A 14,461-nucleotide genomic window follows, 5' to 3' on the forward strand; every position below is an offset into this window, starting at 1 on the left:
ATTCCGGAAAGTCCAGTCCCAAATTTATTTTTCAAAGATCAACTGGAAATTTTGAAGGCGGCCGCCAGTCCCCTAGGGGACTGGAAGTAAACTCAAAACTGCCTTCAAGAAATACTATATGAGGATGATTTGCTATGAAAAAATGGATCGTTCCCGCTACGTTTGCCATCGCCGCGGCCATCATCAGTTTCGTCTTCTACGCCAAATTGCCCGAGACGATGGTGATCCACTTCGGTTCTGCCGAACAGCCCGATAACTGGTTAAGCAAGCCGTTTGGCGCATTTTCCTTGCCCGTCCTCATTCTTATTGCTTCCTGGTTCGTGATTACCGTCGCGAAGTTCGAAAAGGATGAAAATAAACGCCGCCGTGTGGAAGCGAGCCTCGGTTCGATGGTCGCCACAATTGCCGCCGCTCTTTTCGCGGTTCACGGGTTTATTCTCGCCTACAATCTCGGATACGAATTAAGTGCGGCAACCTTTGCCACGGTGATCGTCGGAATCCTTTTCCTTATTGTGGGGAACATCATCCCCCGCCTGCCGCAAGGAACGATGCAATGGCCGAAACTTCCCGAAGGAATACGGCTCAGAGCATTCCGCTTCCAAGGCCGCCTTATGGTCGTCATGGGGATCGTATTTGTCCTGTTGGGGTTGTTGCCCGGTCATTACATTCTCCCCGCATTTTTGGTCACTATCGCCTTCTTCGCTCTCGTTACGATCGGCAGATGGATCGGGTATGCTCGGACATGAGGTTGCGCTGCGCGATTTCGCACTCTTTGAAAGCTGCCAACGCAGCAAGCATTAGGAAAACCCGGCCGTAAGAGGGCCGGGTTTATTATCGTTTAACGCGCGGATGGCGCGGTTTCTTTCCGCTTCAGCAACTCCTGCACGAATGTGGGCAAGGAGAAGCAACTTCGCAGCGCTTCTTCATTGGCATAGCTTGCCTGCTTGTCGAAGCGAATGCGGTTCGGTTCGGGCAGGGCGCGCTTCGAGCCGATCGTGAAGCTCCACAATCCTCCCGGATAGGTCGGAATGACGGCCGTGAACAACTTGCGATCGGTGAATAATTCTCCGATATGCTCATAGGTTTGCAGCATCACCGCTTGATGAAAAATCGGCGACTGGCTTTGGCAAACCATCATGCCGTCTTCCTTCAAGGCGCTATGCAAATCCCTGTAAAAATCAATCTCGAACAACTGCTGCGCCGGTCCGACCGGGTCGGACGAATCGACGATGATGACATCGTATCGATTCCGGGCTTGTTTCGCGAATTTCACGCCGTCCTCATAATGATATTGAACCCGGGGATCGGACAAATTGCCGGACACTTCCGGCATATAACGCTTGCTCGCCCGGACGACCGCCTCGTCGATTTCCACCAGATCGATGCGCTCGACGCAGTCGTATTTCGCAACTTCTTTCGCAGCTCCGCAATCTCCGCCTCCGATAATTAACACGTTGCGCGGATGCGGATGGATAGACATCGGGACATGGGCAATCATCTCATTATAGATATACCCGTCCATGGAGGTCGTTTGCACAACCCCGTCCAATACAAGCATCGGACCAAAATCGCACGAATCCAAAACCATGACATGCTGAAAAGGACTTGTTTCTTCAAACAAAACATCTTTGATACGATAACTGATTTTCAGATTATCTCTTTCGTCCTCGGTCAGCCACAGTTTACCCTGTGAACTATGAATATAACTTGGCAACCGTTTCATTTTCTACCTCCCATATTTACATGATCCCTACCATTGTACCAAAGAAGTCCGCGCTAGTCCCGTTTAAGCAGGCAAAACGCTAATCCGATCGCGGCCTTATGCATCCCCGCTTATTGTCTCGTCGAACGTATGATCGTCGGTTCTCCATTTGCGGGCCGTACCATCGCTTGAATTCGCAACGCGCACAGAGTGTTTATCCGAATATCCCCCTTTTAACATTTTGCGGATAGAGACTTTGTCCGACAGTACTCTTTGTTACATGTCAGCGCACAGAGAATACGCTATCTGCATTAGCGTTGCATCGAGCGTATTGCTGCTCTTCAAGCCCGAGGAAGCGTTTTGTCGGCCCTCTTCTATGAAAATCCCCCTCGTTCAGATGCTAGAAAGCCAGGGTTTATTACATACGGAGCGGGATTGGATTGCTGCATGCAGTCCTGAACGATCATTTGCCGCAGAGGTTATGGAAGCTGCACAGCGTGCTGGCAAGCGTAAAGCCTGCGATCAGAGTCCACTTCATCATATCGCTGGCGGCTGACGATCCGCCCGAGCGGGCTAACGAAACTGATACACGCTAATCGCCTGTAAATGACCTTATTGCCGGTGTAACGAAACTACAACACGCTAATGAGAGAAAAAAGGCGGTAAAACGGTCTATTTCCAATGAATAACGATACGTTCTTTCGTTAAAAATGGGAACTCCTTCATTTTGAGCCTAATAAGAATTACCAGTTTCGTTAGCGCCAAACAAGGAGCGTAGGTCCGCGCGATCGCACTCGAAATGCAAAGAGGTATCCCCTTCTATATGCGCAATAAAGCCAGTACCATCAACGGTGGCGAATGTGAAGCAGACTCCAATTGCGGGTTTTCGAAGCTATCAACTTCTCGATGCAACACTAGTGCGCTATCTGTGACAAATCGCCTAATTTGAGCCCATTTCTGGGCAAATAGCGGAACGTCTGTCCATCAATCGCTCAAAATTCGCACATTTGGCCAATGTAACGGAATCAGGGTCCGCCAGGCATACAGTCCAAAAACATAGCCAACCATAGCCAACAAGTGCGCATTGCCCCAACAGTTTCTAGAGCCCGCCTAATAAAAAAGGGCCGCCCAAGGTCCATTTCAGACCTTGCGGACAGCCCCGAGATAGCCAACAACGCCCTTGTTCGAGCGAAAGCCCTTTTATTGAAGTTTATGCAGCAAATTCAATACCGCTTGCGCGCTTTCGGCGCGGGTTGTGGCGGCTTTTGGCGCGAATTGGCCTTGGCCCCGGCCTCTCATCAAGCCGTTGGACACAGCTTCATGAACGTCTTGTGCAGCCCAGGATGCGATTTGTTCCACATCCGCGATGGACGCAGCTTCGCCACCCGCTAGTTCCACCTCGCCTATGATCCGGCAGGCCCGCACGAGCATAACTGCCATTTCCTCGCGGGTAATGGTTGCGTGCGGAGCAAAGAGGTTTCCGCCCTTGCCATGAACCAGACCGTGACGGTAAGCCGCCGCAACGTAAGACGCATACCAAGCGCCGCTATCAACGTCCGCAAACTCCGCGCTTTCTTCATCGCTCAAGTTCAACGCCATCGCCCGTACGAGCATCGCAGCAAACTCCGCGCGCGTCAAGCGTTGTCCGGGACTAAACTTGCCATCGCCCGTACCGTTCACTACTTGCATGGCGGCAAGCTCCTTCACGGCAGACTCTGCCCAGTGCCCTTCCATATCGGCGAACGTTTTGTCGTATTCCAGCGCAGCATACTTGCCGAGATGGAACACTTCCGCTATCAGCTTGCCGTTTGCCCGCTTGCCGCCGGCGTATTCCAGTTTGCCGCTATCGGCGACAAAGTAAACGCTCGTCCACTTGGCATTCATTCCAGCTTCTAAATCAAACCTCAGCGTCATCGGCGCGGCAAAGCGGTCGAGCCGATATTCCTTGCCATCCTTTGCAATTGCCGATAACTCGATATCGAACATCTTGCCTGCCAAGTTCAGCCTCGCCTTCTCAACCGCTTTCGCTTTAGCCAACAACGATAAGGCGGAAGCCGACGACACTTCATTCACCTTGAAAGAAATGAGCGTACCGGAGGCTTGATCGTCGCCAATCAAGTGCTGCAAATCTTTAAGCAGTGCCGACGGAATCATGATCGTGAGACCGCCCTTCTTGAGTTCAAGAAACTTCGATCCGAGCATTTCCGCGGCTCGAAGCGGCAACAGCACCTCATTTACGTCGGCTTCAAGATCTACGGACACTTTTTCTCCTTCTCCGCTTCTCAACGTCTCTTCAATAATGAATTTCTGGCCGGGATTCGCTTCAATCGCCTTGTCCTTCATGCCGCTCTTTCCGGAGTTTTCCGAACGTCCGCTAGATCCGGAGCCGTCTCCCCCGCCGCCTCCTTCGGACTCGGCCGAGACGAGAACCGCGGTTCCGCCGTCCGCCATCGCCGGCAAGACGATCGTTACGTTTCGATCGCTCGCTACGCGATAATCTTTGCCGCTATACACGTCTTTCACTTTGCTGCCGGCTGCAAACGGAACCGTCATCGTTACGGTTTGTTCCGCGTTTTTCACATTGATCGCCGTAACGGCATTTTGTCCTTCATACCGCTTGCCGAACGCCAAATATCCTTTGTCATTCGAAGCGGCGATCGTCGTTCGCGTTCCTTTGGAAAACACTTTGGAATATTGGGCTCGAATGTTCAGCAATTTTTTATAGTGGCTATGCAATTTCCGCTCGGCATCCAGTCGATCCCACGGCATGTCTCCCCGGTTTTCGCTGAATTCTCCTTTGCTCATGTCGCCCGCATTCTTGCCGGAACGCCCGAGTTCCTCGCCATAATAAATGACCGGTTGCCCCTTGGACGTAATTTGCAGCGCGGCCGCCGCCATCAGCTTCGCCTTGTCTCCATTGACGTAATGGGAGAGGAAACCGTCCTCGTCATGACTGCTCAGAAATTGGCCCATCATTCTGGTATTGTCCAGCTTCGCTTCGCGGTCGGCCAAATACGCTTCGACCGATTCCACATCCCCGTTCACAAAATCTCTGGCTCTGCCCTTGAAGCCGAAATCCAGCAAGCTGTCCATTTGACCGCTTTGCAGCGTTCCACCGTCGCTATCGACGGTTGCGCCGAAATATTCGCCGATCAATTTGAATTTAGGATCGATTTGGGTCAGCGTATTTTTGAACGCCTTCCAGGTCGTGTCCTCCACATGCTTCACCGTATCCACCCGGAAGTAATCGATCGTATCCCCGCGCTTGGTCCTTGCCCGTTCCAACCAGCCCGCTTGCCAATCGATAATTTGCCGGCGAACGTCCGGATTCTCGGTTATAAAATCGGGGAGTCCTGCCAATTCGCCTTTGATCGGATCTACGTCCGCCGAGATTTCGTCGGTACGGAGCATGCCGGCGAAACGGTCCTTGTCTTCCTGTGTAATGCCGGGCCGGTTGTCGCCAGGTTTCAGGCCGTAGCCCGTATGGTTCAAGACAATGTCAACCATAATTTTGATGCCTCTGTCATGGGCTTTGTCGATAAGTTCCTTGAACGTGTCAAGATCCCCTAAATGCTCGTCGATCTTCGTAAAATCTTTCGCCCAATAGCCGTGATACCCGTACTGCTTGCCGTTAAAGTCGGCGCCTTTGTTAAAGTCGATATTGTCGACGATCGGCGTAATCCACAGCGTATTGACGCCCAAATCTTGAATGTAGTCCAGTTTGTCGATCAAGCCTCTGAAATCGCCGCCATGATAAGCTTCCGGATGGCTCTTGTCCACATTGAAGTTGTTGGATTCGTCGCCGTCCATGAAGCGATCGGTAAGAACGAAGTAAATCCGCGCTTCGTCCCAGTCGAAATCAAGCTTGCCGCCGTAGTTTCTCGCTTTAACGGTTACGGCAGCGCTGCCTTTATGCTGATTGCCGTACTGATCTACCAGCGTAATCGCAATCGTCTTGCTTCCCGCAGCAACAGGTTCTTTTACCGCAATGGACTGTTCCATTAATTCGTTGTCAAGCTTCACCTTCGCCGGTCCGCCCAGTTCGGTCAGATCTATATAAGCTTCCCTGAATGCGACAGGCTCCGCCGAGGAAGCGCGAATCGTAACAACCGCGTTCTCATTGTGCGCGATAGCGCCCGGATTCACTGCCGCTTCGATATCAACCGTCGGCCTATGGTATACGACCTGCGAAACGCCGTTCACCGTGTTCTTAGGGTCGGTTATTTCGACGGTTTCCCCGTTGCGGGTTACGATAAATGTATATACATATGTTCCGCTTTGCACATCGGACAGCGTATAGCCGAACCATTCCTTCGCCGGATCGTAGCTCATTGCATGCAGTTTGCCGTTAATTTTTACTTGTACATTGGTGATGCTATCCATCTTCCCGATTCGGAACAGCTTATCGTCCCTATACAGGAACGTAATATTGCCGTCCGCTAATTCAGGCCCTTGAATGCTTGGCAAAATATCCAACTCTCGCACCATACTGGTGACGTTTACTTTCGTAAAGGACTCTCCCGGCGTCAACGGAATGATGCGATCATCCGGGACGTCCTGCTTGCCCGTGGCCCAATCCTTCCCTTTGCGGAGAACAAATCCGACGCTTGTCGTTTCCGGCGCTACTTCGATTAAAGCGGTAGCAATGCCGTTCTCAAAGCCGGTGAAATCGATTTGGTCGTTCTTCGCCCCCGTATTCCATACCCATATATTCCAGTCCGTATAATCCCGATCCGGACGAATATAGTTGAATTGCAGATACCGTTTGTCGTCTACAGGATCGGCAGTAACCGTAACGGAAATGTCCGTACGAATGCCGCCATAAGAAACCTGTATGACCGCCGTCCCTTCCGCGACCGCTTGCACCAAGCCTGTTGCCGTAACCGCAGCTACGTGCGGATTGCTCGAAGCATACGCAGCTCGTTTTGTAACGTTTCTTATGCTTCCGTCGTCATAATTCGCATAGATCGCGGTTTGATGCGTTGTGCCGACTTGCAGCAAATAATTGTCCTTGTCGGCCGTTAAAGACTCCAAAACAGACGGAGGCGCATCCAGCTTAATGACCACCGCAGTTAAAGGATCAAGCGTGATCGACCCGGGGGTTAGAACAAACCCGGATTTAACGGATACCTCGGCTGTACCGGCTTCATCGTTATCGACCAATACAGCGCCTTTCGTCAGATCATGGTCTAGAGTCAGCGTCCTTTCTCTATGATCGGCATTGACGAATACATAATAGATGCCGGTTCCATCCGTCGCTCTATTCTCGTATGCGATGACCAGATCCTGCGATTGGATCTCCGGAATCGGCATAAGCGTCACGTTGCTGTTCACCAACGTTTGATCGCCCAAACGGAATGCGTCGGTAGATTTTCTTAGTTCGATTAACCCGGCGGTGTACTCTCTGGTTGCCGCGTTTACCGGATATCGATCCTCATTGGCAGCCTTTTCCCAATCAAACATGTTGACCGCATCGGAGGAATCATAGGAATCATGGATAAAATAGCCGAACGGCTTGCCTGCCTCGTCCATCAACTCATGATATTTTTGCTCCGGCACCCCTTCTCCCTTCCACTGCTTTGTCCTGCCGTATTCTTGCCCGGCGTGAAGAAAGGCGGTTCCTTGGGAGGTTAACGTCAGCAGGTTGCCGAGCCGAATCCGTTTGTGAATTTCAAGATCGTTTGCCGGAACGGCCGGGTCCTTCTTGATCGATTGCGCGATCACGTCGTACAACGTCAAATTGTCATGAGCCTCGATGTACTGCACCATATCGCCCGGACTATCCGCCGGCGTATTGCCCGGTTGGGCTTTTATATTATTGAAAATAACCCCGATATCGCGCGCGCCGCCCGTTATAAATCTCGGCTCCCCTTCGCTGCCGAAACCGGATTTCAATTCGTTGCGGAACTCGTCGGAGAAAACGCCGACATCATCGGTTTGGTCCATCCAATCTTGATCCGCTCCTTGTCCCTCCAGGGAAGGATCGGATAAATGTCCGCCAAACGTTCTCCAGCCTTCGCCGATAAACAAGGCGTTAGGATGAATCGCGGCTGCGGCGTTATAGGCGTTCTGCACGGCTTCGTAGGTGGCGTCGCCCATCATATCCCACCGCATGCCGTCGATTTTGTATTCGTCGAACCAATAGGTAACGGAATCTATCATCAATTTCTCGGCCATTTTACGATTGGTGGCCAGATTGTTTCCGAAGCCTCCGATGAAGTTCCCGTTCGCATCCTGAAACGCATAATAATTCGGCACGATGTCGTTCAGGAAGTCTGCTTTCGCCATATGCGTATACACGACGTCAAGGATTACTCCCATGTCAGCCTCATGGATGGCATGAATCATCGCTTTCAATTCTCTAATTCTCAGTTCCGGATCTCGAGGATTTTCGGAATAAGCGCCGTCCGGCGAGAAATAATTGTGCGGGTCGTAGCCCCAGTTGTATTCATTGTCTTTGGCCGAATATTCCAGTTCCCTCTCTTTCATCGCCGCTTCGTCCCCATAATACCAGGCCATGACCGGCAACAGTTGAACATGCGTCACACCGAGAGATTTGATGTAATCCAGCTTGGATTTGAAAGCGTCGAAGGTTCCCCAGGTTGAAGTGTGTAAGTCGTCCTGGATCGACGGATCGGAAGTAAAGTCTCTCACATGGATTTCCCATATAATCGCATCTTCCCGTTTCTCGTATCCCGGAATATTCGCAAAGCCGTAGTCTGCGGCGGGATCGGTCCCGCTAAGATCCACGATCGCCGCTTTGCCGACCGTATCGCCGTCCGGCCCCACTGCCTCGCCTTTCGTATCGACTCTGAACTCCGCCATCGACTTCGCATATGGATCCAGCACTTTCTTTGTTACGCCTTGATTCGTAACCTCATACTGATAGTAATACCCTCTAAAGTCTTGTACGCCAAGATCGCCTGGTTCTACATCGATCGACCAGACGCCTTGCTCGCCCTTGGCCAACTCCAATGTTCCGATCTGTTTCGTTGCATCGTCTTTGTCATAAAAGTTTGCGGCAACCTTCTCAGCCAGCGGAGCCCATAATTTCAACGTGGCACCGCCCGCCCGGTATGTCGCTCCAAGATCGTCCCCGCCATAGTAATACATCTCGTCAAGCATTCTCCAACCGGCGGAAGCCGAGACCGTTTTCCCGGAATACGTTACGTTTAGCGGAGCAGCATCCAACCCAAATTGGGCCTTCACCTCTACTATTGTTGCCCCGGTAATCTCAACATTGTCGATCGGCACGGAATCCCCGTTTTTATCGTTAATTTGCAGCTCGTTACGCAACGAATCCGCTTCCAGCCCTGCCGTCATCGTAAAGCCAAGCCGAAGTTTACCGGGTGATAAAATCTCGGCTGAGACGAGACCGATCGCCAGTTCGTTATACGGAGAAATATAAACATTGTCGTCTCCCTGTTTGATGAACAAATGGCGGTAGCGGTCCGGCAGACCGAAGCTTTTATCGCCGCCGTCCTTGCCGGAATCCCCTTTGGACGGATCCACAACGAGGAAGTTAATTTTTTGCGCATCCGCTTTCATTTTAATATCGACATAAGTGCCGTACCGATCCTTTTGGCCGGCGGGAAACTTCGTTGCGCCTACAGGCCAATCCGTCGACGGCTCGGCAACATCTCCCCACAACCACAGGGCGTAGTCGCTATGGTTATCATCTTCTCGCGCGTAATGAACCCGGACCGTGTCGTCCGGAAGATCGGCCGGTTCGAATTGATATACTGTGTCCGATCCTTGCTTCAGCCATACTTCGTTCATGTCCGGGGAGACGATGGCAAATTTTTTGTCCCCGCTGTCTTTCTCGCCGCTAACGCGATTGACGACAACGATGCCGACCTTCCCAGGCGCATCGGCCAGTTTGATATCTACAAAAGCGCCATATTCGTCAACTTGTCCGGCTGGAAAAGGAGTGGCTCCCGACGGCCAATTGTCGGAAGGAGCCGCGACATCGTCGAAGATCCACAGCCCCATATTGCCGTAATTTCCGTCCGTCCTTTGGTAATGAATCCGCAAATGATCGGCAGGTACCGGAGGGGCCTCCTTCGGTTGAACCTGACCGGCGTCGCCTGTCGGCACGCTATACTCGGCGGCAACAGCGTTGGTTGTCGCATCGTATGTAAATGTCACATTCGAGTCTTCGGGAAGCCCTAGCTCCTCTCTACCCGCTGGATAAACCGGGTCGCTTGCCTCATCGGTTCCCAAAATGACCTGGAATTCGTGATTTCCGGCGTATACGCTGACGGTTACCGTATACACGTTGTCATAATCGGCATCCGTCAAAACCATCCGCGAATTCGCGGGAGACCAGTCAGCCGGCTCGCCGATGCCGGTCTGGAAGCTGCCGATGATTCTTGGAAGCTTGTCCGGTTCAATCGGGATATAAAATGTGGAGTCTGCAATCCGGTGAGTTCCATGATGATAATAGAACGTCACATCGGAATCGTAAGGCAAAGTAATCTGAATGTTGTCGCCTTTACCCGTTCCGTCAGGATTGGAATAATTGCCATATCCGTAACTCTCATTCCACTTGCCGTCTATAGCAACTTTGTATTCATACGTTCCTGCCGGGAGTCTTCCCGTAAATTCATAATAGCCATCGCCCAGAGGGATCATTTCCGTGGCGGTAGCGCCCGGATCCCAGTCGGCGGCGGCGCCAAGCTCCGTTTGCAGATCGCCCGCAAGAACAACCTTGCCCTGGGCGGAATTCGCATTCGCTTCCGCGGGAGGAATGCCGACAAGGGAAATAATGAGAGCGACGATCGATACGAGCGACCAAAACCTTTTACAGCTTGCAATCCACCTCATGTTCATTGGAACCTCCTTTAATAAAATTTATGCTTCGTACATGTTTATTTCTGTGCAAACGTTTGCACAAAATCGATGAGTTCACTCTTTTCAATTCAAACGGCACATTCCGTAAACACGGCAATTTTCGTCATTTTCCGAGTCAGTCTCTTGACTTGAAAAGCGTTTATTGTGGAAACGTTTGCATTTTCATTTTATTCTTGCTTCGCTCACTCGTCAACCCTGTTTTTTTGATAGGTGTGCCGTGCGAATAGATTACTGTTTAACGAAAACGGTAGATTTACGGACACTATACCTTGATCCAAAAGACTGAACGATGTCCGTCTGTATCAGTAACGCCAAAACCTACCGCTATTTTTCCCCCTTTTATCGTTTCCCTCGAATTACCGCCAATTTCCGGCGCTAATCCGGTATGTTGCCTACCAAGAAAAGATATCCTGAAAAATAACGCCGGAATATCCCGCTAAACGCCCCGAAAGGCATAAAACGAACAATTTAGCGCCAGTTTTTCCCGTTCAAATAGAAACCGGAGCTGTAGTCGACCGACGCCGACATGGGGCGAAACACCGAGCGCCGGGAACTGCGCGCGGTGCGAAAACCATACCGACTCAGACCGGCCTCCTTCGCATCCCGAACTTATACGATCAGGATGCGAACTGCCGGCAACAGCGCCTATCCGACGGGCGGACGCTCCTTTTTTTTCCGCTTATCTTCTACTCACTTACCGCTTACGACCACCAACTTACGACTTACTGACTTCAACCTGCCACCTTAGATGATGTACACCCAGCCTACATATTGCGGACTGAGACCGATCAGATCGGTATAGTATTTGATGAACACATTACGGATGAGAACGCCACCGACCGACAGAATCGGCCCGGGCAGCGCCAGCCGCCATTTCCGCCGCAAAGTAAGCCCCGTGCCGGCGAAGCGAAAGGCTCCCCGGATCGAACCTGCTGCTTTTTTCCAAAAAAGCATTGCCTTCTCCCCTTTGCTTTCAAATACGCGGGCGGATCTTTCCTATATTGTAAAGGATGGAGCAACTCCGGATTAAAGAAGTATTTTCGATCGTAACGGATGTATTTGATCCTTAGAAAACAATATAGTAAAACGTTAACATGCAGAGATAAACTTTTTCGTAATGAATTCATGTCTATTCAAGGTTTCTGATATCCTACTTTCTCACTTGCATTAGTGTTGTACAATGGGTGGTGAAGAATGGTTCTCCCGGTAAAAGGGAGCGACCGCGACGATAAAAGGAGGATGCTCATGGAAAATCGAGTGAATGTGCTGCATGAAATTCCAAGCTCACAGGAATACATTGCTTTGCGGTTAACTGCAGGCCTAAGTTCGAAAGACGACTCAGCGGTACAAACGGCTTTGGGCCGCTCGATCTTATCGGTGGCTGTCAGGAATGAGAATTCGGAGCTTATCGGCATGGGAAGAATGATTGGCGATGGAGGTTGTTACGTTCAAATTGTCGATGTCATTGTCAATCCCGCTCACCAAGATCATGAGATCGGCGACATTATCATGCGCGAGTTGCTGGAATATGCGGACAAAAATGTCCCAAAAGACGCCGATGTGACGCTAATAACGGATTTGCCGCAAATTGCATTTTATCAAAAATATGGCTTTAAGCTTATCTATCCGGAATTATACGGCATGTCCAGAAAGCGATAGGAACTTTGCAAGACCGTATCGCCGGGGAGCACGGGCACGGGCGGACGCTTCCCGGCTGACCTGTCTTCTTGCGCTTCATTTACGCTTGGATGCGAGCAGCTTCCATTCGACGATCATGAAATTAAGCAAGAGAGCGGCCCAAATATTGACATTCAATGCTTCTTCAATCATTTTTTCTCTTCCTTCAGGCAAGGTTAATCCATGCAATGCAAAATAGATTAGCAGCAATACGGGCACCGCAACGCGCCCGCTAACGGCCGCCAGCGTTACGCCGAAACTGCGGATCATCCATTTGCGATGTTCGTCGAATGACTTCCGAACGGCGGCGCGATATCCTTTCCAACAAGTAAACAACCATATAAGCGATAAAGCGAGAAAAGAAATTGCTTTTGTGAAGTTTTCTATATAGACGACGATTGCCAAAGCGCACAATCCGCTCAAAAAGACGCTGCCGACATAAACCCTTCCGAGATAACGATGAACGTTGGGCGACTTCGTGCGAATGCGATCGATAAATTGGAAGAAACCAGATACCAGGGCAAGGCAAGCAAACATAATATGAGCGATCAATAAAGGAAAATGTATGGCTGTCGACGCAACGGGCACGCGGCTTAAGGCCGGATTCAATGTAAAATAGGGGGCGGCAAAAGGAATCGTCACGCCCAAAGAGACGATGACCAATAACCACCACCATTTTTTATACGATGTCACGTACGGTTCACCCCTTATTTTATTCGATATCTATCATCATAGACTTCAAGTCTAAATGACCTCTAAATGAATTCTAAATAAAATATAAAATATGAAAAAGAGCGACCTTCTTATGAAAGAAGATCGCCCTGCGAACCGAAAGCGAATGCGGTTTTATTCGGAACCGATGCCGATATATCGGCGCCGTTAATTGGCAAAAAATTCGCGTATCGCTTCCGTCACTTTATCGGGCGACATCCAGAATGCGCTATGGTCCAAGCCCTCTAAAGCCATATACGTACAGCTAGGCAGCAATTCGGTTAGCGCTTTGGCGCCCTCGTGGAAGAACGGCGGGCTGTTCGCGCCGACCGCCACGGCGGCAGGAGCGTCAAAACGCCAGCGGTCGCGAGGCAGCGGCTTGCCGTCTTGGGTTCCTTGTACGATCATGCCGTCATACGCGAGAGTGTGCGCATACTTCACCATCAACTCCCATGACGGGTCGGCCTTCATCGGCTCAATGTATTCGGCCGGAACGCCGACAGCCGCGGTCATGAAATATTCGACGGCTTCGCTGCGCTTGCCGGATTGGACCAATACCGTCACATGTTCGACATAATCGGCCGGTACCGGCGGCCGGCTGTCGTCGACGATAAAGGAAGGCTCGTAGAGGAAGAGCTTATCGATCTTCCCGCCGAGCGCTGTTGCTATATCCAACGCGAGAACGCAGCCTGCGGAGCCACTGACAAGAGAAGCTTTCTCTCCGATCGCGTCAAGCAATGCTTCGACGTCTTCAATTTCGCGCGCCGGAGCGTAAGGCATCGTATCGCCGCTTCCCCCGCGGCCGCGCCGATCGTAGTTGTAGACCGTAAAATGCTCTGAGAGCAGCCCGGCCAAGCCGTCGAGATCATGATGGTCCGAAGCGGTGGTACCGACCAGAATGATGGCCGGACCGCTTCCCGTTTTTTCGTAAGCGATCGAAGTGCCGTCTTTGGAAACGACTGTTTGCATTTATTTCTCCTCCTTATATTAACCTTCATATTAACCTTCGTTATGTAATTTGACGGCAAGCCGTTCCAGCGTTTCGGCCATGCCTTCAACCATGCCGAGCGCTTCCGCGTTCTCGAGATCCTCGACATTCGCAAAGCGGGTCGTAATCTTCAAGACCGTTCGGGCCCCGTCTTGGTCGAATGTAACGACCGTATCCATCTCGCTGCCTTCGACGGGCTTCCAGTTTCCGTCGGCGAACCGATGGATAAATGCAAGCAGCTTCGGCGCTTGGACTTCGCGATACGTCGCAACGCATCGCGCGATTTCGCCGTTGCCTTCATCCGGTCTTAATTCATACCGCCACAGCCCGCCGGGGCGTACTTCCATCTCGTGAACGACTGCCGTCCAATGCTTCGGACCCCACCATTGCGCGATATGTTTAGGCTCGGTCCAGGCGCGCCATACCTTCTCCGGCGGAGCGGTAAGCGTCCGTTCGACGATCAGTTCGCGCGTTTCCGGCCGTTTCGTAATGATCGTTTTACTAGTCACGTCTCATCCTTTCCAAGCGCT

General features: G+C 51.3%; 9 protein-coding genes. 3 read left to right on the top strand and 6 right to left on the bottom strand.

Features of this window, described 5'->3' with window-relative positions; all coding sequences use genetic code 11:
• The first annotated feature begins 134 nt into the window (after positions 1-134).
• The gene (locus KQI79_RS20635; protein WP_216540195.1) at positions 135-746 is read left to right on the top strand and encodes a DUF1648 domain-containing protein; all 612 of its coding nucleotides are present in this window, start codon (positions 135-137) and stop codon (positions 744-746) included.
• A 92-nt stretch (positions 747-838) separates the two neighbouring features.
• Here the strand turns inward: KQI79_RS20635 and speE are convergent, their stop codons facing one another.
• On the bottom strand, positions 839-1,723 hold the full coding sequence (gene speE, locus KQI79_RS20640) for a polyamine aminopropyltransferase (protein ID WP_216540196.1): 885 nt from the start codon (positions 1,721-1,723) through the stop codon (positions 839-841).
• Between the two features lie 419 nt (positions 1,724-2,142).
• Between speE and KQI79_RS20645 the strand changes: the two genes are divergently transcribed.
• Positions 2,143-2,298, top strand: a complete 156-nt coding sequence (locus KQI79_RS20645) for a hypothetical protein (protein WP_216540197.1) — start codon at positions 2,143-2,145, stop codon at positions 2,296-2,298.
• 604 nt (positions 2,299-2,902) lie between these two features.
• Here the strand turns inward: KQI79_RS20645 and KQI79_RS20650 are convergent.
• Together KQI79_RS20650 and KQI79_RS20655 are read right to left on the bottom strand one after the other, a co-directional pair.
• Positions 2,903-10,528, bottom strand: coding sequence for a pullulanase (locus tag KQI79_RS20650; RefSeq protein WP_216540237.1), 7,626 nt, complete (start codon positions 10,526-10,528; stop codon positions 2,903-2,905).
• A gap of 771 nt (positions 10,529-11,299) precedes the next feature.
• Positions 11,300-11,509, bottom strand: a complete 210-nt coding sequence (locus tag KQI79_RS20655; RefSeq protein WP_216540198.1) for a hypothetical protein — start codon at positions 11,507-11,509, stop codon at positions 11,300-11,302.
• A 291-nt stretch (positions 11,510-11,800) separates the two neighbouring features.
• On the opposite strand from KQI79_RS20655, the gene KQI79_RS20660 reads away from it, so the two are divergent.
• Positions 11,801-12,214, top strand: coding sequence for a GNAT family N-acetyltransferase (locus tag KQI79_RS20660; RefSeq protein ID WP_230192576.1), 414 nt, complete (start codon positions 11,801-11,803; stop codon positions 12,212-12,214).
• A gap of 75 nt (positions 12,215-12,289) precedes the next feature.
• Here KQI79_RS20660 and KQI79_RS20665 read toward each other — a convergent pair whose 3' ends face one another.
• The 3 genes from KQI79_RS20665 to KQI79_RS20675 form a co-directional block, all read right to left on the bottom strand.
• A complete protein-coding gene (locus KQI79_RS20665) occupies positions 12,290-12,925 on the bottom strand; it encodes a DUF2306 domain-containing protein (RefSeq protein WP_216540199.1) in 636 nt (211 codons plus the stop codon).
• 186 nt (positions 12,926-13,111) lie between these two features.
• Positions 13,112-13,912, bottom strand: coding sequence for an alpha/beta fold hydrolase (locus KQI79_RS20670; RefSeq protein WP_216540200.1), 801 nt, complete (start codon positions 13,910-13,912; stop codon positions 13,112-13,114).
• A 30-nt stretch (positions 13,913-13,942) separates the two neighbouring features.
• Positions 13,943-14,440, bottom strand: coding sequence for an SRPBCC family protein (locus tag KQI79_RS20675; protein ID WP_216540201.1), 498 nt, complete (start codon positions 14,438-14,440; stop codon positions 13,943-13,945).
• Between the last annotated feature and the right edge of the window lie 21 nt (positions 14,441-14,461).

Origin of the sequence: Paenibacillus sp. MSJ-34, from assembly GCF_018918005.1 — a bacterium.
In the GTDB taxonomy this organism is placed as follows: Bacteria; Bacillota; Bacilli; order Paenibacillales; family Paenibacillaceae; genus MSJ-34.

Coding starts and splice junctions, on each gene's coding strand:
- KQI79_RS20660 (WP_230192576.1), top strand. CDS start 11,801: ATGGAAAATCGAGTGAATGTGCTGCATGAAATTCCAAGCTCACAGGAA.
- speE (WP_216540196.1), bottom strand. CDS start 1,723: ATGAAACGGTTGCCAAGTTATATTCATAGTTCACAGGGTAAACTGTGG.
- KQI79_RS20635 (WP_216540195.1), top strand. CDS start 135: ATGAAAAAATGGATCGTTCCCGCTACGTTTGCCATCGCCGCGGCCATC.
- KQI79_RS20650 (WP_216540237.1), bottom strand. CDS start 10,528: ATGAGGTGGATTGCAAGCTGTAAAAGGTTTTGGTCGCTCGTATCGATC.
- KQI79_RS20655 (WP_216540198.1), bottom strand. CDS start 11,509: ATGCTTTTTTGGAAAAAAGCAGCAGGTTCGATCCGGGGAGCCTTTCGC.
- KQI79_RS20670 (WP_216540200.1), bottom strand. CDS start 13,912: ATGCAAACAGTCGTTTCCAAAGACGGCACTTCGATCGCTTACGAAAAA.